This is a genomic window from Shewanella sp. 1CM18E (assembly GCF_023161665.1).
Taxonomy (GTDB): domain Bacteria; phylum Pseudomonadota; class Gammaproteobacteria; order Enterobacterales; family Shewanellaceae; genus Shewanella.
Genome location: NZ_JALNTW010000011.1, coordinates 61,589 through 81,293, shown reverse-complemented (window position 1 = coordinate 81,293; position 19,705 = coordinate 61,589). Strand labels below are relative to the sequence as shown.

Here is a 19,705-nt window from a genome sequence, read left to right as displayed (position 1 = left end):
TAGCCGGCCACTTTTTTAGGGCTCCATATTGGGGCCCTTTTTTAGTTACTGATCAAAATCAGGTCGCTGGATAAAGTCTGGCACATCTAACACTCTATTTTGCCAATTAGCGAAAAGCGCTTCATAGAGAAACTCAATAAACACCCGGTAACGGCGTGGTAAATAAACCCGCTGTGGCATGCTCATAGTCACTAAGCTTTGCTTCATAGGAAAGTCATTTAAGACGGTGACCAGCTCTTGTTTCTCTAGGGCATTATGGGCAATGACCATAGGGATTGCTGCGATCCCAAGGCCTTCAATGGCTGCCTCACGCATTAAGGTAATGTTGTTGGTTTCTAGTCGAGACTCGGGCTCTATTGTTATCCATTGCTGGCCATTAAATAGCGTCCAACTGCCGTCGATATGGGGTGAGCCAAGACGAATACATTGATGTGCGCTCAGTTGTTCTGGCGTAGCGGGTTTACCGTATTTTTCGATATATTTGGGGCTCGCCATTAAGATTTTAGGCGTATTAATTAAGGCGTAAGTTTGCAAGCGGTCATCGGTTTGCTCGGTGATCTGAAACAGCATGTCTATGCCTTCACCAATCACATCCACTTGTCGATTCGTTAGCTCTGCTTCAATGGTGATATCTGGATACAGCGCCAAAAATCTCGCAAAGATCCGTCCGAAATACAGCTGACCCATTTCGATAGGGCAGACAATTTTTAAGTGCCCCTTAATGGTTTGCTGCCTAGCACTGAGCTGGTCTTCGGCATTGGTTAAGTCCACTAAAATGCGATTAACTTTATGGTAGTAATCCGCGCCAGCTTCTGTGAGTTTGAGTGCACGAGTCGTGCGATAGAGTAACTGTACGCCGGCATCAGCTTCGAGTTCAGCTACCTTACGGCTTACGGTGGCTTTGGTCAGACCTAAAGCATTAGCAGCCTTAGTGAAGCTACCTTGTTCGACCACTTGAACAAACATTTGGATGCGGTTGAGATCTATCATTGTTACACCTGTGAAACAGTGGGTAATATTTTAGCTATCTAATAACTATGTTGAGACAGTAGTAAACTATGACTCACTAATCAAGGAGTCATTCATGTCAAAAACTAAGTTATATTTCGGGATTCCTGTACTTATTATTGCGTTAGTCGCTGGCGGTTATTACTGGTGGACTCAAGTACGTAATTTTGAATCTACCGATAACGCCTATGTAGAAGCCGATATTTCTCATATTAGCGTTAAAGTCCCGGGCTATGTAACGGCCACATTTGTTACAGATAATCAGCATGTTGAGCAAGGCCAGCTATTGGCTCAACTCGAAGATAGTCAGTTTGCGGCCAAGGTTGCGCAAAGCCAAGCATCATTGTCTAGCGCTAAAGCACAGGGTCAAACATTGCATGCGCAAGTTGATTTGCAACAGGCGTTAATTTCACAAGCTAAAGCCAGTGTCGTGGCAGCAGAAGCAGAGCAAGTTCGTAGCCAGCAGCAATTAAGCCGCGCATCAAAGTTAAAAGTGAAAAACTATAGCTCGCAAGATGCGGTTGATGAAGCGCAAGCTGGGTTTGAGTCCGCTAGCGCCCATGTTGATGAAGCTAAAGCGGCGCTCGTTGCTAAGCAGCGTGAGCTTAAAGTGCTAACGGCGCAATTAGTTGAAGCAGATTCTAGCGTTGAGCAAGCCAAAGCTGGCTTAGCTTTGGCGCAAATTCAACTCGCTGATACCAAAATTACCGCGCCGTTTAGCGGCATTATTGGTAAACGTGGTGCTCAGCAAGGCCAATATGTACAGCCAGGGCAAGCCATTTACAGCTTAGTGCCAGATGAAGCTGTGTGGATCACTGCCAACTTTAAAGAAACCCAAATTGCCCAAATGCATGCAGGGCAATCGGTGGCGATAGAGCTCGATGCGTTTTCCGGTAAGCATTTTACTGGCGTTATCGACAGTTTAGCACCAGCATCTGGGGCCAAATTCAGCCTATTGCCAGCAGAAAATGCCACAGGCAACTTTACTAAGATTGTACAAAGGATCCCGGTGCGTATTCGTTTAGATAGCGACTCTGCCACGCAACTTGAGCATGGCAGAATTGTTCCAGGGCTGAGTGCTTTGGTGAAGGTGGATACTGCGAGTGATGTACTGAGCACGGATGTTGTTGCTAACAGAGCGCAATACTAATGTCTGCGGCTAAAGCTGAAACCTTGCATCCATTTGAGCAAGTTGAGCCTGGCAGTCGCCGCGCTTGGATAGCTGTTTTTGGCGGGCTTATCGGCGCATTTATGGCGATTTTGGATATCCAAATCACCAATGCCTCGATGAAAGAGATCCAAGGCGGCTTAGGGGCAACACTAGAGGAAGGCTCTTGGATCGCGACTGCTTATCTCGTCGCAGAGATGATTGCCATTCCACTATCAGGCTGGCTCAGTAAAGGGCTAGATATTCGTCGCTATATGCTATGGAATTGCGCGATATTTATCTTGGCGTCACTGCTTTGCTCGGTCGCTTGGAACCTTGAGTCTATGATCGCCTTTAGGGCGATGCAGGGCTTTTTTGGTGGCGCACTTATTCCTATGGCCTTTAGGCTGATTTTAGAGTACTTACCCGACAGTAAACGCGCGGTAGGCATGGCGCTTTTTGGCATTACCGCGACTTTTGCGCCATCAATAGGCCCAACATTAGGTGGTTGGCTCACCGAGCAATTTAGTTGGCACTATCTGTTTTACATCAATGTGCCACCTGGGCTCGTGGTGATGTCGATGCTAGCTTACGGCTTAGTTAAAAAGCCAATTAATTGGCCAGAGCTTAAAAATGTTGATGTGACCAGCGTGGTGACTATGGCTCTTGGCATGGGCTGCCTAGAAGTGGTGCTTGAAGAGGGTAATCGTAAAGACTGGTTTGGCTCAGATCTTATCCGTAACTTAGCGATTGTAGCGGCGGTAAATATTGCGATTTTCGTTTATCTACAATTTAAGAAAAAAGATCCATTGGTCAACTTACGATTACTGGCAAATCGCGACTTTAGCTTATCGACCATAGCTTATTTTTTACTGGGCTTAGCGCTGTTTTCATCGATTTATATGGTGCCGCTTTACCTGTCGCAAATTCAAAATTACAACTCATTAGAAATTGGCGAAGTGTTAATGTGGCTCGGCTTTCCACAGTTATTGATTTTGCCGTTTATGCCCAAGCTAATGCAGCGTTTTGATAATCGTTATTTAGCCGGCTTTGGCTTTTTTATGTTTGGCGTGAGTTATTACATGAACTGCCATATGACAGCAGACTTTGCCGGTCCGCAATTGATTGCTTCTATGGTTGTTAGAGCCATTGGCCAGCCGTTTATTATGGTGCCAATCGGCATGTTGGCAACCTCGAGACTGCTAAAGTCTGAAAATGCGTCAGCGTCGACAGTGCTAAATGTGGTGCGTAACCTCGGCGGCGCAGTGGGTATCGCTTTAGTGTCGACTTTGACCGACAACTTAGGTCGAGTGCATTTGGCGCAGATTAAAGAAACCTTACCGGCAGTGAGCCCACTTGCTAATGGATATTTACAGCAAACTGCGGGCATGTTGCAGGCGGCGGGATCTGATCCAATAACCGCGAGCCAACAAGCATCAGCTTTGCTTGGGCAAACCATGCAGCAACAAGCTATGGTGCAGGCCTATAACGATGTGTTCTTTATTATGGCAGCTTTGCTGATGGTGGCAGTGGTGTCTGTGTTATCGATACGCAAACCTATCGCTCAAGCGCCAGCAAGTCACTAATTGATAAAGCCCCTAATTAATAAAGTTGCTAAATCTAAATTCAAATTACTCTACTGAGTTTACGATTTAGCGCCTGTTTTTATCATACTGAAGTGCTAGACTGCTGCTCTACTAAGTTGTTTTGGAGTGTTTCCTATGCTGTGGAAATCCCTGTCTTTTTCTGAACTTTCATTGAATGAGTTGTACGATCTACTGAAGCTGAGGGTGGACGTGTTTGTGGTCGAGCAAAACTGCCCCTATCCAGAGCTTGATAATAAAGATCGTCACGCTCAAACTCAGCATCTTTTAGGCATCGATGAGCAAGGTGTTATTCAAGCGTATGCACGCGTGTTAGCGCCAGGAGTGAGTTATCCTGATGCCAGTATTGGCCGCGTTATTGTGGCTGAAGCGGTGCGTGGTGGTGGCGTAGCGCATACCTTGATGCAAAAGGCGATAGCGATTTCTAACAAGCGCTGGCCTGAGCATAATATTCAGCTAGGCGGGCAAGAGCACCTTAAAGGTTTTTACCAACAGCAGGGATTTGAACCTGTGTCTGAGATGTACTTAGAAGACGGTATTCCGCACATTGATATGCTGCGAGTGAACACAGTAGAAGCTTAATCTTGGCTGATATGCTGGCTGAATTGATATAGCGCTATGAAGGAGTGAGTCGTGCTTAACTATATTGAACCTGTATTTCGTCCACCATCGGAGTGGAAGTCTCTGATCCTGCAAGTCACTAATGGTTGCAGCTGGAATCAATGTAGCTTTTGCGACATGTACACCGAGCCACAAAAACGCTTTCGAGCACAAAAGGCCGATAAGATAGAGCAAGATCTTTTGGCGCTGGCTAACTCTAAAGCGCATATCAGCCGAGTATTTTTGGCTGATGGTGATGCGATGACCTTGCCTTTTGCACGCTTAGAAGCTATCTGTTTGTTGATAAAACAATACCTACCTAACGTGACTCGTATTAGCAGTTATTGCTTACCACGTAACATCAATAACAAAACGCCACAGCAGCTGCAGCGCTTAAGAGAGCTAGGGCTAAGCTTGCTTTATATCGGTTGTGAAAGTGGCGATGACGAAGTGCTTACACGGATTAAAAAAGGTGAAACCTACGCCTCTTCTTTAGCGGCGCTGCAAAAAATTAAAGCCGCGGGTATTAAGGCTTCAGTAATGATATTAAATGGTTTAGGTGGCGTTGAGCTATCTAAGCAGCATGCTGAAAACTCTGCCAAATTAATGAATGCAGCCCAGCCAGAATACTTGTCGACCTTAGTGGTGACTCTGCCTTTAGGCACCGAGTGTATGGACGCCTCTTTTGACGGTCATTTTCAGTTACCGAATCAAGCGCAGTTATTTACTGAGATGCATATCTTGCTGAGCCATCTAGAGCTAGGTAAAACCGTGTTTCGCTCAGATCACGCATCTAATTATTTAGTACTTAAAGGCATACTAGGTAAAGACAAAGCTAGCCTAGTCGCCCAAGTTGAAGCGGCAATGACAACACCGGAGCGTATTGCTTTACGCCAAGAGTGGCAAAGAGGATTATAGCTAATTAGCAAAAGAGCAGCCTTAGCTGCTCTTTTTTGAATGAGGCGGATTGATTTACAGATGCTCTTGAATTTGGACCTGTTTAACAGGGCAAGGGATCTCGATATTCGCCTGCTTTAAAGCTTTAAAAAGTTCTGCATTAGTTTGGTACTTATCTTGGAAGTAGCTTTCGGTTGGTACCCAATAGCGAATACCAATCTCAATACCGATACTATTGAAATCATTAATACCCACTTGGGCTTTATCGCCCTCAAATACTCTTGGGCTATCGGCGAGCACTTTAGCGAGCATGGCGATGACTTCTTCAGTATTTGCCTGATAACTGATATTAAACTTGGTCTCAACTAACTTGTTGGCAAAAGAGTTATGCAAGATTTCGCCAACTATGTGCTTGTTAGGGATATTAATCTCTTCGCCTTCTTCGTTAGTTAATACTGTCATCCCCAAGTGGATATCTTTAACCAGCCCACCTACGCCTTTAATCTCGATAGTATTGCCGACAATAAAAGGGCGAGTAACAATAATGGTAATACCTGCGGCGTAATTAGCCAGCATGCCTTGTAGGGCTAAACCGGCACCTAATGATGCGGCACCAATTGCAGCAACCATAGGGGTGACGCTAATACCTAATTTACCTAGTGCAATGACCCCGACCATTACAATAATGAGTATACGAACAAAGTTACTGGTGAAGTTACTTAGGGTGATATCTATTTCATGCTTTTCAAAAATGCGGGTAACAAGGTTGGCCACCTTAGACGCTATCCATAGGCCAATTAAGAAGATAATAATGGCACCAAGAATACTAAAACTATACTGCACTAAAAATTCAGTTATAGCGGTATAGGCATTCTGTAACTGCGCTATTTCTTGGTCTAATCCTTGCTCTTCCATTTTTGTATCCCTTATGACAACGTCTGCTAATTAGATTACTGAATAAACAGGATTTTGTAACTTAGAATTTATATATGTATAGCGAAAGACTTGATTCATTAATGACTGAAAAACCTTTGCGTGAAGAGGATCAAGCTTTGCCGCGAAGTTTACTGTAGCTATTTCAATAATAGGTTATTCTTTCTGCTAATTCTAATTTGTCGAGTCCAATTATGAGAGCACTTATTTTCGCTTTATGTAGCCTGTTTACCACATCTGTTTTGGCTAATACTTATCAGGTTGGCGATCAAATCACTGATATCAATTTGCAAGATCAGCACGAAGCGGTTTACAACGTTGATAGCAGCACCACTAAAGTGCTCTTTAGCCGCAGTATGGATGGCGGAACCTTGATTCAAGAAGCGCTAGAAGCGGAACCTGAATTAGTCAGCGACACTGGATTAATTTATGTGGCAGACATCAGTGGTATGCCGTCTTTGATTGCACGTTTTGTTGCATTACCTCAGTTTAAAAAGTTTCCTTACCGAGTCGCACTAGACAATGAAGGTGAGCAAACTAAGCCGTTACCTGCAGAAAAAGATCAGGCGACTTTGATTGAGCTAAACAATAACCAAATCACTAAGATTACATTCTTTGCAACGACAACTGATTTACTTGCTGCATTGAAATAGTAGGCTAAAAACATCTAAAAAGGGCGCTTAGCGCCCTTTTTTATTGCCTTAAAAATGGCAACTTAGCTGGAGTGACCTTTTAAAATATCGTAGATCTCTTCTTTTAAATGTAGCTTTTTCACTTTTAGTTCATGCACTTCAGATGTGTAATCGCTAGCGTTACTCTTTTCCAGGTTTTTTATCTCCTCATCGAGTTCATTATGCTTGTTAAACTTCTTTTGGAAGTGTGCGTCAGATGTTTTTAATTGGCTGATAAGTTCTCGGTACTCTGGAAACATGCAGGCGTCCTTTTGGCTGTTTTGGTGCGGATTAATCATTTACTTCACTTTTAAACTAGCGCGATTATTGAGCGTTAAATGTGATGCTGATCGAATAATGAGCGATTAAGTTGTTAACTTTTTAGAAGGGGATTTGTCAGCGTTTTTAAGGTGAAAAATGTGGCTGGTAAACAAGAAAAACGCAGCAAATAGTGAGTACCATTTCTAAGCCTTTTGGCTAGCTAAGTTGTTGCTAATATTCTATATAATTATTATCAATACACATTGAATTTAGCTTTGTAAAGGTGGGGGCTTTAAGCTGGCAGTATCAGTTGTAACTGCTATATTTTAGCTCTGTTGATTTGATGTGTTGGTAACTAGATTACGACATTTCATTGACTCTTGGCTGGAAAAGTGTGATCTAGTTAACCTTTTATGGGTGGCGACTAGGTTAAAGTCGCTTTAATCCGATTATTAATATCAAAAATGAAAGGGGTTTTCACGATGTCTGATGTATTTCATTTAGGCTTAACTAAAGAGATGTTAGATGGTGCTAGCTTAGCGATCGTGCCAGGTGATCCTGAACGCGTTAAGCGTATTGCCGAGTTAATGGAAAATGCGACCTTTTTAGCAAGTCACCGTGAATATACCAGTTATTTGGCTTATATCGACGGCAAACCCGTAGTTGTGTGTTCAACCGGCATTGGTGGTCCATCTACCTCTATTGCAATTGAAGAACTGGCTCAACTTGGTGTGCGTACTTTCTTACGTGTTGGTACAACAGGGGCAATTCAACCACATGTGAATGTGGGTGATGTTATCGTTACTCAAGCCTCTGTGCGTTTAGATGGCGCGAGCTTGCACTTTGCACCAATGGAATACCCAGCGGTAGCCAACTTTGATTGTACTACAGCTATGGTTGCAGCAAGTCGTGAAGCGGGCCTTGAGCCTCACATCGGTATTACGGCATCGTCAGATACCTTCTACCCAGGCCAAGAGCGTTATGACACAGTATCTGGCCGCGTAACGCGTCAGTTCAAAGGCTCAATGCAAGAATGGCAGGACTTAGGCGTGCTTAACTACGAGATGGAATCTTCAACGCTATTTACCATGTGTGCTTCACAAGGTTGGCGTGCAGCATGTGTTGCGGGCGTGATTGTAAACCGTACTCAGCAAGAGATCCCTGATGAAGCTACCATGAAGAAAACCGAAGTGAGTGCGGTTTCTATCGTGGTTGCAGCAGCAAAGAAACTATTGGCTTAACTTTTGGCTTAGCTTTGGGTTGAGCTTATTGGCTTAGTTTTACCCACAAAAAAGGCGCTTTCAGCGCCTTTTTTAATGCTTAATTGCTTGCTCAAATTTAGAAATGGTACTTAGCAATCACAGAGTAAGTGTTTTGATCTATGCCATTAACACCATATTTGTTTTGCCAGTAATCATACTCGATACCAACAAACAGCTTGTTCTTTTGGTGCTCACCTAACACAACCGCGCCTAAGTCATACTTGAGCTGTGGGTTGAAATGGAAGTTGCTCTCATAGGCAGCTTCGTCAGTGGCAAATACCCAATCGATATAACCATCAAGTACGATGTTTGAGTTGCCAACTGGAAAGTCCATTCTAAACGACGGTGATAACTGCCAGCCATCACTGATGTTTTCACTACCAGAAGCATGACGACGGTAAGTATTTAGCTGGAAGTAGCTGAAATAAGGTACGTTAATATCCATACCAATACCGTATAAAAAGCTCTTAACTGGGCCTTCGCCTTCTTCTAACGCTAGCGCTAGTGATAAGTCAGTTACAGGGCCAAAGCCAATTTGCTTACCTAAAATCTTGCCAGCACTTAAGCGGGTCGAGATCTCGCCGTAGGTCGTATCGTCTTTGCCGCCATTTGCTCCATTAAAAAATATAACATCTTGGAAAGCGAACCAGTCGCCATATTTCCAGTCACCTGCAGTTTCAAAAGTCAGCGTGGTTTGCTTGTCAGAAGGAGCTAAATCGTAATTCTCACCATGTAGAGCGGTAACACTAACGTCCCACCAATTAACCAAGTTATCGGCCATTGCAGCAGGGCTAGCGAGTAAAGCTAGACATAGAAGTTTGTTGTTCATCATAACGCCTTTATTTTTATTGAGGTCGAAGATCTAGGTATATAAACCCCTGCTAAAGCATGGGTTTTATTCGCGGGGAATATAGGCGTTTTGCTGACAATGTTCAAAGAGTTTGTGAGTGTTTTTTCTTTAATCAAATTTTCTACCGCTTAACCCTATGAAGCAAAAGGCTTTAGTTATTTTTATTTGCTTGTTCATTATCCCTTTTAGCAAACGTTGTTAATCACTCTTACTGACTTTTACTCTTGATTATGCCCATGTTAGTGTGGGCGCAGTAAACCTGCTGGATGGTTTTTGTTACAGTTTGGGGTGGAAGATGTTGACATAATATGTCGTATTATTCAGCTGCAACTGATATAGTCGTTGTAGATTTTCCATTTTCAGGGGGAAATATGGAGTTTTCAAATCCTATTCTAATCTGGGCATGTATAGGCATCTTGCTTATGCTGGCTGAGATCATTTTACCCGGTGGTATAGTGATCTTTTTAGGTGCGGCTTGCTTAATCGTTGCTGGCGCTTTGACTATAGGTTTAGTTGAAGGAATAACTCAAAGTCTAACGCTTTGGTTTATCGCATCTATGGTTCTTCTACTGGCGTTTCGTCAGGTCACGCAAAAGTTAGTCGGCGGCGATGCCCATGTCGATAACACTGATGAAGAGTTAGATATTTACAATCAACTCGCCATCGTCAAACAAACCATAGGTCCAGCGCAACAGTTGGGGCGTATTGAATTTCAAGGCAGTGAATGGCCTGCTTTAGGAGATGGTAGCGAGATTGCTGCTGGCTCTCAGGTGAGGATTATTTGCCGCGACAACATCGCCTTAGTGGTCGAGCCGATTACGGCTGATAGTGAGCACTTTTCGCCTAAAAGCCATTGATTTAAAAAGGAAGGAATCTATTTATGTTCGGAATTACACTGTTTGTTCTGTTTGTGTTTTTTATTCTCTACAAATTACTGCTTATTGTGCCTATGCGTGAGGTCAATGTGATTGAGCGCCTTGGTAAATTTCGCACCGTATTACAGCCAGGTTTTCACTTTCTAATTCCATTTTTCGACCGCGTTGCTTATAAGCATGAGATCCGTGAACAAGTACTTGATGTACCGCCACAAAGCTGTATTTCAAAAGATAACACTCAGCTAGAAGTTGACGGTTTAGTCTATCTAAAAGTGATGGATGGCAAGCTTGCCAGTTACGGTATTGAAGATTATCGCCGCGCGGCAGTGAATCTGGCGCAAACCACCATGCGATCTGAAATTGGTAAGCTAAGTCTTAGCCAAACCTTCTCTGAGCGAGACAGTCTTAACGAGTCTATTGTGCGTGAAATTGATAAAGCCTCTGATCCTTGGGGCATTAAAGTACTGCGCTACGAGATTAAAAACATTACCCCATCACGTAAAGTTATTCATACCCTTGAAAAGCAAATGGAAGCTGAGCGTAGCAAGCGTGCAGAAATTACCTTAGCGAATGCTGAAAAGGCGGCCATGATTAACCTTTCTGAAGGTGAGCGCCAAGAGGCTATCAACCTGTCTGAAGGTGAAAAGCAGCGTCGAATTAACGAGGCAAAAGGTACCGCACAGGAAATTGCGATAATTGCTCGGGCAAAGGCTGAGGGTATGGAGCTGGTATCTGCTGCACTAGCAAAAGATGGCGGCAACGAAGCGATGAATATGCAGCTTAAAGAGCAGTTTATTGCGCAAGTCGGTAAAATCTTAGGTGAAGCTGATGTGTCGGTAGTACCTGCAGAGCTGGCTAAAATCGAAGGTTTTTTTGAAGGCATGGAGCAGGTTACTAGCGCAGTAACAGCCAACTCAGCAAAAGGAGCACGCTAATGATTGCAGGCATTAATACCGATATGATCGTCATGGCCATTTGGGGCTTAATTTTTGCTATCTTTGTGATTAAGCTGTTTCAGTCGATTCGCTTAGTTCCAACAAAATCAGCTTACATTGTCGAGCGTTTAGGTAAGTACCACTCAACCTTAGATGCAGGTTTTCATGCATTAGTACCATTCGTTGATAAAGTGGCTTACATCCACGACCTAAAAGAGGAAACCATTGATGTGCCGCCACAGGAGTGTTTCTCTTGTGATGAAGTCAATGTTGAAGTTGACGGGGTTATCTATATCTCTGTGGTTGATCCGGTTAAAGCAAGTTACGGGGTAACTGATTACCGCTATGCAGCTATTCAGTTGGCACAAACCACAACGCGAAGCGTGATTGGTACGCTAGATTTGGACCGTACCTTTGAAGAGCGTGATGTGATCAGCGCGAAAGTGGTTGAAGTGCTAGATCAAGCCGGTGCTATGTGGGGCATTCGTGTACACCGTTACGAGATTAAAAACATTACCCCACCAGAAACGGTTAAAAACGCCATGGAAATGCAAGTAAATGCCGAGCGTGAACGCCGTGCATTACTGGCAAAAAGTGAAGGTGACAAACAGAGCAAAATTAACCGCTCTGAAGGTATTAAAACCGAAACCATTAACCACTCTGAAGGTGAAATGCAGCGCCGTATCAACGAGGCTGAAGGTAAAGGTGAAGAGATCTTAACGATTGCTCGAGCGACCGCTGAGTCGATTGAGCGTATGGCTACCGTAATTGCCGCACCGGGCGGTAAAAATGTAGTGCGTATGCAGTTGGGTGCGCAATATCTCAAGCAGCTTGATGGTGTTAGCAGTGGCCAAAGCAAAGTTATTTTGCCTGGTAACATGATGGACTTTGACCATTGGATGAACAGCATAGGTTTGGAAGAAACACCAAAACCAAAGTAAATGCGCGATACAGTTTTGTCGCCATGTTTGTTTAGCAAGTGCTATAGCTAACGAAAAAACGAAAGTGTTAGTCCTCTATGGGATTAACACTTTTTTTGGTATTAGTTAAGCTAGAGATAATGGCGGACAGCAAATGATACCAATTGATATTAAAGGTAGGCATATGGCATTTAATGATAAGTTCCGCCTGAGCAGTCATGCGGTGATTATTGAGCAAGGTGAGACAGAGCCCAAAGTGCTATTGCTTAAAGCGACTTATGGTCATTGTGACTGGGGTCTACCGGGTGGAGCTTTGGAGCCTGGGGAAACTATTCATGAGGCCTTGCTGCGTGAATGTTTAGAAGAGCTTGGTGCAGCGGTTACAGTTAACTACCTTAGCGGTGTTTGTTATCATCAAGCCTATGATTCACAAGCGTTTATCTTTAAATGTGAGTTGGCCGAAGCTGCAAATATTACCCTGAGTGATGAGCACAGCGAGTACCGTTTTATACCTGTGTCTAGCCTTAGCGCTGTGCAAAAACAGCGAATCGAAGATTGTCTAAATTATAGTGGCGTGGTGAAAAGCCGTAAGTTTTAGTTATAGACCACTTACGGCATTTGTAGTGTGGCGTTTTAGCTTGTTATTGAAGCTAGTTTTTTTAAGGCAAGTACTTCAAGTAAGCGTCTAAAGTTAGCATTGGAAATAAGTACTTTGCACTTATATCACCTTGAGAGTGTGATTATTCTGCTGCACTAACTTTTGGTGCAATGCCTGATATTTCTCGCCAATTATAAGTAACTCATCAAAAGCTGCTGGCTTGCTAATTAAAAAGCCCTGAGCGTAATCACACATCATAAAGCAGAGTTCATCTAGCTGCTTTTGAGTTTCAACCCCCTCTGCAATCACCTGTATACCTAACGCATGTGCCATCTCAATGGTCGCGATGATCAGCTCTTTACTCTTATCATCCTTATTCATGTCGTTAATGAAGCTGCGATCGATCTTAAGGATTTTAAATGGGTAAGTGCGCAAGTAACTCAGTGATGAGTAGCCAGTACCAAAGTCATCCATAGAGATACAAAAGCCGGCTTTACTCAATTGCATTAAGGCATCTAAGGTATAAGCATGGCCACTCAGCAGCACTCCTTCAGTGATTTCTAGCTCTAAATCTGCCGGTTTCATACCTGCTTCTGCGACTTTGTCTTTAATTGATTGTACTAGGTTTGGATTTCTAAACTGTCTAGGTGATAAGTTAATTGCCACCCTAAAGTTGTCATTAAATGTTTGCTGCCAAGTGCGTGCCGCTTCAAGTGAGCGCTGCAAAATAAAATCACCCATAGGTTCGATGACACCTGTTTGCTCAGCAATAGGAATAAACTCTGCCGGTGACACACTGCCCAATGTCGGGTTATCCCAGCGCAGGAGTGCCTCGGCTCCCATAATGGTGCCGTCACGAATGTCGAGCTGAATTTGGTAATGTACCGTTAGCTCATTGCGAGCTAAAGCGCCATGGATCTGCTCCTCAATGGCTAGGCGGCGAGATACTTCTTTGTTCATTGCATGGGTGAAGTATGAATAGGTATTTCGGCCAATACTCTTAGTGTGGTACATGGCTGAGTCAGCGTTGCGCAGCAGCTCTGATGGGGTTTTACCGTCATTGGGGTAAATCGCAATACCAATGCTGGCAGTCAAAATTAGCTGGCGATTATCAATGTAAAATGGCTTTCTAAAGCCTGCAATAAGGTTTTCAGCCAAAGGCTGGGCATCATTGGCGCTAGAGAGCCCATCGAGCAAAATAATAAATTCGTCGCCACCTAAGCGGCCAACAGTGTCTTCGGCGCGAGTGGCTTTGAGCAATCGCTCTGATGCGGTGATAAGCAGTTGGTCTCCGGCTTCATGACCGAGTGAGTCATTAATCTTCTTGAAATCGTCCAGGTCTAAAAAGATCACAGCAATCATCTGCTCGTTGCGTTCACTGGCCTCAACCAGTTGTTCAAGTCTCTTTAGTGCCAAGAATCGGTTTGGTAGATCGGTGAGGGTATCGTAGTGAGCTTGATGGCGAATAAGTGCCTCAGCTTCTAAACGTTCGCTGTTATCGTAAAAAGAGATCACTGCGCCTTTATGTTGCTCACCTAAGTCCAGAGGTTGTGACTTATATTCAACAGGAAAGCTACTACCGTCTGCGCGCCAAAATGTGTCTTCTTTAATATCCTGAATGGTAAGGTCGATACAGCTTTGAGCGGCATTTTGATCGATGATTTGTCGCATATTGACATTAAGCAGGTCGGCTGGGGTGCTATAACCCAATAACTGAGCACATTGCGGGTTGGCATAGATACAGGTACCGGAACTATCTACGGCGTAAACCGCTACGGCTGCCGAGTCTAAAATAGCTGATAAAAGTTGGCCGTTTTCTTGTGGTTGCTGCTGTTTTGAGGAGCGCGATAACTCGTTACTAAGGTGTTGGCTTAATTGTTGGACGTTGACTTCGAGCTTACCTAATGGATCCTGGTCGTGAGCAGATTCTGTTTTATGGTTTTGCGACTTTAAAAAGCTATTGGCTATGTGAGTACTGAGTTGAGAGACTCGACTCGATTGTTGGCGGAACCTCAGCCAAATACCCGCGGCAATAACTATGTTAGCCACTAGAAATGATGGAATAATCAATTCAAGCGCAGGCTGCTGCTGAAATAAGTTTAACGTCCAGCATATGCCAGTAACTATTGATGCGATAAGCATAACTAGGCATAAATGAGTAAGAGTTATTGGGGGCTTTTTATTTGCTTGCATAGCTTTGCTCCTAGAATGCCTGTGTACAACTAACGATGAATAATCGTTGCAAGCTGCGGTGGCGTTTAGAGCGACTAGATTGGTAGCGAATGGACCAGGTAACCCAAGGAGTGCTTACGCGAGAGATAAAGCTGAGAGGGGCGTTGAAATAAGTCATGTTTAGTCCTTTAAGCACGCAGAAAATCAAATCCGTTGATTACCTATTGTGTTTAAGTATAGGACTTTAAAAGCGAAATAGTAAATCATGCGAACGTATACAAAACATCCGTTTGAATCATAAGTATTTTTCATTGGAAAAATGTGTTTCGCTAGTTAGACTCTAGGCGGAAATTATATCGACACGCCTTTATAAATTGAGTTAATGAGCAAAATATGACTATTGAAAGAATCGAAACCGCAGCCCGCATGAGTCGCATTGTTAAGCATAACGGCACTATCTATTTATGTGGCCAGGTGGCAAAAGATGCCGAGCAAGACATCACTGAGCAAACGCGCACTATGCTGGAAAAAGTTGATGCTTTGCTAGAGCAAGCTGGTAGCGATAGAGAGCATATCTTGTCGGCAACGATATACATAAAAGACATGCAATACTTTGCAGAGATGAACGCAGTTTGGGATGCTTGGGTGCCAGCGGGTTTTGCACCAGCTCGTGCTTGTGTTGAAGCTAAGATGGCCCGTGAAGCCTTGTTGGTAGAGATTTCAGTGGTTGCTGCAGAAAAAGCGTAATAGCTAAGTGATTGCCAAGGCGACGTGTCGCTTTGGCAATAGCATGATTTTCACCATCGCGATCTCGCATATTCTATCCTGAGCTTCTCTGCATCTGTTATACTGCCCGCCTGATTTTTTGGAGGCAATAATGGACGTATCTTCTTTACTCGACGGCCTAAATGATAAGCAGCGCGAAGCTGTTGGTGCACCGCAATCTAGCATGTTAGTGCTAGCGGGCGCAGGTAGTGGCAAAACGCGGGTGTTAACCCACAGAATTGCTTGGTTAATGCAGGTTGAACAGCAAAGCCCTTATGCCATTTTAGCGGTAACCTTTACCAATAAAGCGGCCAAGGAGATGCGCGAGCGCGTTGAAAAAGTGGCTGGTGGCAATATGAGCCGCATGTGGATTGGTACTTTCCACGGCTTAGCTCATCGATTACTGCGCACCCATTACAAAGATGCCAATCTACCTGAAAGCTTCCAAATTTTAGATTCAGACGATCAGTTGCGTCTAATCAAACGTATTTTAAAAAGCCTTAACTTGGACGAGAAGCAATATCCGCCAAGACAAGCACAAGGCTATATCAATGGTAAGAAAGACTTAGGTCTGCGTCCATCGCACATCGATGCTGGCGGCTTTCCGATTGAACAAAACCTGCTAAAGATTTATCAAATCTATCAAGACTCGTGCGATCGCGCAGGCTTGGTCGATTTTGCTGAAATTCTGCTAAGAGCCCATGAACTGTGGCTTAACAAGCCGCATATTTTGGATCACTACCAAGACAGATTTAAACATATCTTGGTAGACGAATTCCAAGATACCAACGCCATCCAATATGCTTGGATCCGCGTGCTTGCGGGCTCAACGGCCAATGTGATGATTGTTGGTGATGACGATCAGTCTATTTATGGTTGGCGAGGCGCCCAGGTTGAGAACTTACATAAGTTTTTAGCTGACTTCCCTGCAGCACAAACCATTCGACTAGAACAAAACTACCGTTCTAGTGGCAATATCCTAAATGCCTCGAACGAGTTGATTGCCAATAACCCAGATCGTATGGGTAAAAAGCTATGGACCGACGATAAAGACGGTGAGCCAATTGGTCTGTACTGCGCCTTTAACGAAATGGACGAAGCACGCTTTATCGTTGGCCGTATCACTGACTGGCAAGACGAAGGTGGCAAGTTAGAAGATTGTGCTATTTTATATCGCTCTAACGCGCAGTCTCGTGTTTTGGAAGAGGCATTATTACATAAAGGTATCGCCTATCGAATTTATGGCGGCTTGCGCTTCTTCGAACGCCAAGAGATTAAAGATGCAATGGGTTATTTGCGTCTGATTAATAACAAGAATGATGATGCCGCCTTTGAGCGTGTGGTGAATACCCCAACTCGTGGTATTGGCGACCGCACCTTAGAGATTATTCGTACCACAGCGCGCCAACAGGAGATGACCTTGTGGGAAGCGAGTGTTCGCTTACTTGAAGAGAAAGTCCTCGCAGGCCGTGCAGCAAACGCTGTACGTGGCTTTATGGACTTGATTATTGCCATGCGTATGGACACTGACGAGCAATCTCTGCATCGCATGACAGATCATGTGATCCAAACCTCAGGGCTAAAGGCCATGTATGAAGCGGAGAAAAGTGAGAAAGCGCGTGCTCGTGTAGAAAACTTAGAAGAGTTAGTAACGGCTGCGCGTAGTTTTGTTATGCCAGAAGATCTTGAAGATATGGGCGAGCTAAATGCTTTCTTGTCTCATGCAGCATTAGAAGCGGGTGAAGGTCAAGCGGATGAGTTTACCGATGCGGTGCAGCTAATGACATTGCACTCGGCCAAAGGTCTAGAGTTCCCTATGGTGTTTATGGCGGGGGTAGAAGAAGGATTATTCCCAAGCCAAATGGCCATTGATGAAGGTGACCGCCTCGATGAAGAGCGCCGTCTTTGTTATGTGGGGATGACCCGCGCCATGCAAAAGCTCTATATCACCTATGCTGAATCACGCCGTATCTATGGTCGTGAAAGCTTTGCCAGACCATCGCGTTTTGTTAAGGAAATTCCAGAGCAATACGTACAAGAGATCCGCATGCGTACCCAAGTTTCAGCGCCTGCAGTGAGCACTCGCTTTGGTAAGCAAGATGATGCCTTTAATGATTCAGGCTTTAAGATTGGCCAACGTGTGATGCATCCTAAGTTTGGTGAAGGCACTGTGACTAACTATGAGGGCAGCGGTGCGCAGGCGCGTATTCAAGTTAACTTCTTGGATGTTGGTAGTAAGTGGTTAGTGATCGCTTACGCCCGTTTAGAGTCATTGTAAATCCTGGTTAGAAATTAAGGCTGAGCGTAGACTCAGCCTTATTTTTAGCCGATAACAGCGGTAGCAATTTTATTTATCTCAATACTGGTTGAATACTGTTACAGCTCAGTCATAATGCGGTTACAAAACTAAAGGCCGAAGACGTTGTAGGAGAGCCTGAACATGAATTTAAGGGATAAACTAGACGTTTATATGCGACTTGCGCGTATGGACCGTCCCATTGGTACCTTGTTATTGATGTGGCCATGTTTAATGGCACTGACCTTTGCTGCTGGTGGTTTACCAGATCTTAAAGTGTTTATTATCTTTGTGATTGGTGTTTTCTCAATGCGCGCCTGTGGCTGTATTATTAACGACTATGCCGATAGAAATCTTGACGCCCACGTTGAACGCACTAAATCTCGGCCGTTAGCCAGCGGTGAAATCTCCAGTAAAGAAGCTTTATTACTGTTCCTGGTTGTCGCTTTATTTTCATTTGGCCTAGTGCTGATGCTAAATCCTGTGGTGGTGCAGCTATCTGTTGTTGGCATCATTCTTACGATTATTTATCCCTTCACCAAGCGTTATACCAACATGCCGCAGATGTTTTTGGGCACGGTATGGAGCTGGTCTATCCCCATGGCTTATGCGGCGCAAACAGGTACGGTACCTACTGAAGCATGGTGGTTATTTGCAGCTAACTGGTGCTGGACGGTAGCGTACGACACGATGTACGCCATGGTTGATCGCGATGATGATTTAAAAATCGGTATTAAGTCGACCGCTATTTTATTTGGCCGTTTCGATCGTCACATCATTGGTGCATTTCAATTAGCAGCCTTAAGCTGTTTGATTGTTGCGGGTATGGTGGCTGGGCGGGGCGAAATTTATGCCTTAGGTATTTTGTCCTTTATCGGTTTTGGTTTGTACCAACAAAAGCTGATATTTGCTCGAGAGCGTGCAGATTGTTTTACAGCCTTTTTAAACAATAACTGGGCGGGTTTTGTATTGTATGCCGCACTGACTTTAGACTATCTCATTTTAGGTTAGTTATTGTTATTACAGTTAGTTAAGCGCCTCCAAGTGCACGCATTTGGAGGCGTTTTTTATGGCTGATTACAAAGTAATACATCGTTTATCTCAATAGCCTCGCAAAAATCCTGACTATACTTAATTTGAACAAAGATGTTAGGCACTGTAATGAAGGATCATTGCAGTGACATATTCATAGAGTAAGTTTATTTAAAAGCGCGAGCCGGTAGGGCTTTGCACCCATATGCAACAAATGGATTTGGTCGCTGCGGAGGGATTTATGTCATCTTGGATCACAGCGTATGAAGCCGGACAATGGGCTGATTACGAGTTAGCTTTACTGCTAATAGCGGCAGTTATTTTAGTGTTTTGGTTGTTGTTTTCTTACTTTAAACCGCAAGGCTTTGTTGCTTGGTCGCTGGCGGTTATTAGTTGTGTGGCATTAAGTGGCTTATGTCTTGCTAGCCGAGTAGATGCGCTGCAGCTCAACTCATTACTGACCAAAGGCCGCAATATCGAAGTGCTTAACGGCAACTATCGCTATGGTGAGTATCATTTTCCTCATAACTCGGCACATGGTGTCGACTTTCGTGAAATCCACATTGGCCAGCGTATGTTAAAGCTGTATCACAGCGGTTATTTACAGCACAATCGCTGCTATCGCCATTTTTATAACAGCAATCACTTTAACGACAATGTCGAGCTAAGGTTATATATACATTGGTATGAGCACGAGCTGACATATAAAAGCGCTAAAGTGCTGATTAGAACCCCCTGTATTTTAAAAATTGAGCAGAAAGGCATTAGCTAGCGGCCTTTATGTTTGTCGCTAGTCTCTAGTAGTTGCTTTGGTTGTTGATGCCTTTATTTATAATCTTTTTATATAGATGGCTGAAAACACTATGGCTAGTTAATGCA

19 protein-coding genes are annotated in these 19,705 nt (G+C 44.0%); 14 read left to right on the top strand and 5 right to left on the bottom strand.

The window, feature by feature from the left end; genetic code table 11:
- Positions 1-45: 45 nt before the first annotated feature.
- Positions 46-990: a LysR family transcriptional regulator gene (locus MSG37_RS14710; RefSeq protein ID WP_248471407.1), complete on the bottom strand. Its 945-nt coding sequence runs from the start codon at positions 988-990 to the stop codon at positions 46-48.
- 94 nt (positions 991-1,084) lie between these two features.
- Between MSG37_RS14710 and MSG37_RS14705 the strand changes: the two genes are divergently transcribed.
- The 4 genes from MSG37_RS14705 (at position 1,085) to MSG37_RS14690 (ending at position 5,277) form a co-directional block, all read left to right on the top strand.
- Positions 1,085-2,158 carry an HlyD family secretion protein gene (locus MSG37_RS14705; protein WP_248471406.1) on the top strand — a complete coding sequence of 358 codons (1,074 nt, stop codon included), beginning with the start codon at positions 1,085-1,087 and terminating at the stop codon, positions 2,156-2,158.
- Entirely contained in the window at positions 2,158-3,741 is a 1,584-nt protein-coding gene (locus MSG37_RS14700) for a DHA2 family efflux MFS transporter permease subunit (RefSeq protein WP_248471405.1), read from the top strand. Before MSG37_RS14705 ends, MSG37_RS14700 begins: the two co-directional genes overlap by 1 nt.
- Before the next feature lie 135 nt (positions 3,742-3,876).
- Entirely contained in the window at positions 3,877-4,341 is a 465-nt protein-coding gene (locus MSG37_RS14695) for a GNAT family N-acetyltransferase (protein WP_248471404.1), read from the top strand.
- 51 nt (positions 4,342-4,392) lie between these two features.
- Positions 4,393-5,277, top strand: coding sequence for a radical SAM protein (locus MSG37_RS14690; protein WP_248471403.1), 885 nt, complete (start codon positions 4,393-4,395; stop codon positions 5,275-5,277).
- A gap of 54 nt (positions 5,278-5,331) precedes the next feature.
- Here MSG37_RS14690 and MSG37_RS14685 read toward each other — a convergent pair whose 3' ends face one another.
- Positions 5,332-6,171 (bottom strand): mechanosensitive ion channel family protein, encoded by an 840-nt coding sequence (locus MSG37_RS14685; protein ID WP_248471402.1) that lies wholly within the window; start codon positions 6,169-6,171, stop codon positions 5,332-5,334.
- Between the two features lie 212 nt (positions 6,172-6,383).
- On the opposite strand from MSG37_RS14685, the gene MSG37_RS14680 reads away from it, so the two are divergent.
- Positions 6,384-6,842 carry a hypothetical protein gene (locus tag MSG37_RS14680; RefSeq protein ID WP_248471401.1) on the top strand — a complete coding sequence of 153 codons (459 nt, stop codon included), beginning with the start codon at positions 6,384-6,386 and terminating at the stop codon, positions 6,840-6,842.
- 62 nt (positions 6,843-6,904) lie between these two features.
- On the opposite strand, the gene MSG37_RS14675 is transcribed toward MSG37_RS14680, so the two are convergent.
- Positions 6,905-7,120 carry a DUF465 domain-containing protein gene (locus MSG37_RS14675; RefSeq protein WP_248471451.1) on the bottom strand — a complete coding sequence of 72 codons (216 nt, stop codon included), beginning with the start codon at positions 7,118-7,120 and terminating at the stop codon, positions 6,905-6,907.
- 483 nt (positions 7,121-7,603) lie between these two features.
- On the opposite strand from MSG37_RS14675, the gene udp reads away from it, so the two are divergent.
- Positions 7,604-8,362, top strand: a complete 759-nt coding sequence (udp, locus tag MSG37_RS14670; protein ID WP_248471400.1) for a uridine phosphorylase — start codon at positions 7,604-7,606, stop codon at positions 8,360-8,362.
- A 97-nt stretch (positions 8,363-8,459) separates the two neighbouring features.
- Here the strand turns inward: udp and MSG37_RS14665 are convergent, their stop codons facing one another.
- Positions 8,460-9,212: an ion channel protein Tsx gene (locus tag MSG37_RS14665; protein ID WP_248471399.1), complete on the bottom strand. Its 753-nt coding sequence runs from the start codon at positions 9,210-9,212 to the stop codon at positions 8,460-8,462.
- Between the two features lie 392 nt (positions 9,213-9,604).
- Between MSG37_RS14665 and MSG37_RS14660 the strand changes: the two genes are divergently transcribed.
- The 4 genes from MSG37_RS14660 (at position 9,605) to MSG37_RS14645 (ending at position 12,561) form a co-directional block, all read left to right on the top strand.
- Positions 9,605-10,090 (top strand): NfeD family protein, encoded by a 486-nt coding sequence (locus MSG37_RS14660; protein WP_248471398.1) that lies wholly within the window; start codon positions 9,605-9,607, stop codon positions 10,088-10,090.
- 23 nt (positions 10,091-10,113) lie between these two features.
- The gene (locus MSG37_RS14655) at positions 10,114-11,043 is read left to right on the top strand and encodes a slipin family protein (RefSeq protein WP_248471397.1); all 930 of its coding nucleotides are present in this window, start codon (positions 10,114-10,116) and stop codon (positions 11,041-11,043) included.
- Entirely contained in the window at positions 11,043-11,984 is a 942-nt protein-coding gene (locus tag MSG37_RS14650) for a stomatin-like protein (protein ID WP_248471396.1), read from the top strand. Before MSG37_RS14655 ends, MSG37_RS14650 begins: the two co-directional genes overlap by 1 nt.
- A gap of 163 nt (positions 11,985-12,147) precedes the next feature.
- Positions 12,148-12,561: an NUDIX domain-containing protein gene (locus MSG37_RS14645; RefSeq protein ID WP_248471395.1), complete on the top strand. Its 414-nt coding sequence runs from the start codon at positions 12,148-12,150 to the stop codon at positions 12,559-12,561.
- Positions 12,562-12,681: 120 nt separating this feature from the next.
- Here the strand turns inward: MSG37_RS14645 and MSG37_RS14640 are convergent, their stop codons facing one another.
- Positions 12,682-14,754, bottom strand: a complete 2,073-nt coding sequence (locus MSG37_RS14640; protein WP_248471394.1) for an EAL domain-containing protein — start codon at positions 14,752-14,754, stop codon at positions 12,682-12,684.
- A gap of 372 nt (positions 14,755-15,126) precedes the next feature.
- On the opposite strand from MSG37_RS14640, the gene MSG37_RS14635 reads away from it, so the two are divergent.
- The 4 genes from MSG37_RS14635 (at position 15,127) to MSG37_RS14620 (ending at position 19,598) form a co-directional block, all read left to right on the top strand.
- Complete coding sequence (locus tag MSG37_RS14635) at positions 15,127-15,480, top strand: RidA family protein (protein WP_248471393.1); 354 nt, start codon at positions 15,127-15,129, stop codon at positions 15,478-15,480.
- A 130-nt stretch (positions 15,481-15,610) separates the two neighbouring features.
- Positions 15,611-17,776 (top strand): DNA helicase II, encoded by a 2,166-nt coding sequence (uvrD, locus tag MSG37_RS14630; protein WP_248471392.1) that lies wholly within the window; start codon positions 15,611-15,613, stop codon positions 17,774-17,776.
- A 162-nt stretch (positions 17,777-17,938) separates the two neighbouring features.
- Positions 17,939-18,805: a 4-hydroxybenzoate octaprenyltransferase gene (ubiA, locus tag MSG37_RS14625; protein WP_248471391.1), complete on the top strand. Its 867-nt coding sequence runs from the start codon at positions 17,939-17,941 to the stop codon at positions 18,803-18,805.
- A gap of 262 nt (positions 18,806-19,067) precedes the next feature.
- A complete protein-coding gene (locus MSG37_RS14620; protein ID WP_248471390.1) occupies positions 19,068-19,598 on the top strand; it encodes a hypothetical protein in 531 nt (176 codons plus the stop codon).
- Positions 19,599-19,705: the final 107 nt, after the last annotated feature.

Coding starts and splice junctions, on each gene's coding strand:
- MSG37_RS14710 (WP_248471407.1), bottom strand. CDS start 990: ATGATAGATCTCAACCGCATCCAAATGTTTGTTCAAGTGGTCGAACAA.
- MSG37_RS14705 (WP_248471406.1), top strand. CDS start 1,085: ATGTCAAAAACTAAGTTATATTTCGGGATTCCTGTACTTATTATTGCG.
- MSG37_RS14700 (WP_248471405.1), top strand. CDS start 2,158: ATGTCTGCGGCTAAAGCTGAAACCTTGCATCCATTTGAGCAAGTTGAG.
- MSG37_RS14695 (WP_248471404.1), top strand. CDS start 3,877: ATGCTGTGGAAATCCCTGTCTTTTTCTGAACTTTCATTGAATGAGTTG.
- MSG37_RS14685 (WP_248471402.1), bottom strand. CDS start 6,171: ATGGAAGAGCAAGGATTAGACCAAGAAATAGCGCAGTTACAGAATGCC.
- MSG37_RS14680 (WP_248471401.1), top strand. CDS start 6,384: ATGAGAGCACTTATTTTCGCTTTATGTAGCCTGTTTACCACATCTGTT.
- MSG37_RS14675 (WP_248471451.1), bottom strand. CDS start 7,120: ATGTTTCCAGAGTACCGAGAACTTATCAGCCAATTAAAAACATCTGAC.
- udp (WP_248471400.1), top strand. CDS start 7,604: ATGTCTGATGTATTTCATTTAGGCTTAACTAAAGAGATGTTAGATGGT.
- MSG37_RS14665 (WP_248471399.1), bottom strand. CDS start 9,212: ATGAACAACAAACTTCTATGTCTAGCTTTACTCGCTAGCCCTGCTGCA.
- MSG37_RS14660 (WP_248471398.1), top strand. CDS start 9,605: ATGGAGTTTTCAAATCCTATTCTAATCTGGGCATGTATAGGCATCTTG.
- MSG37_RS14655 (WP_248471397.1), top strand. CDS start 10,114: ATGTTCGGAATTACACTGTTTGTTCTGTTTGTGTTTTTTATTCTCTAC.
- MSG37_RS14650 (WP_248471396.1), top strand. CDS start 11,043: ATGATTGCAGGCATTAATACCGATATGATCGTCATGGCCATTTGGGGC.
- MSG37_RS14645 (WP_248471395.1), top strand. CDS start 12,148: ATGGCATTTAATGATAAGTTCCGCCTGAGCAGTCATGCGGTGATTATT.
- MSG37_RS14640 (WP_248471394.1), bottom strand. CDS start 14,754: ATGCAAGCAAATAAAAAGCCCCCAATAACTCTTACTCATTTATGCCTA.
- MSG37_RS14635 (WP_248471393.1), top strand. CDS start 15,127: ATGACTATTGAAAGAATCGAAACCGCAGCCCGCATGAGTCGCATTGTT.
- uvrD (WP_248471392.1), top strand. CDS start 15,611: ATGGACGTATCTTCTTTACTCGACGGCCTAAATGATAAGCAGCGCGAA.
- ubiA (WP_248471391.1), top strand. CDS start 17,939: ATGAATTTAAGGGATAAACTAGACGTTTATATGCGACTTGCGCGTATG.
- MSG37_RS14620 (WP_248471390.1), top strand. CDS start 19,068: ATGTCATCTTGGATCACAGCGTATGAAGCCGGACAATGGGCTGATTAC.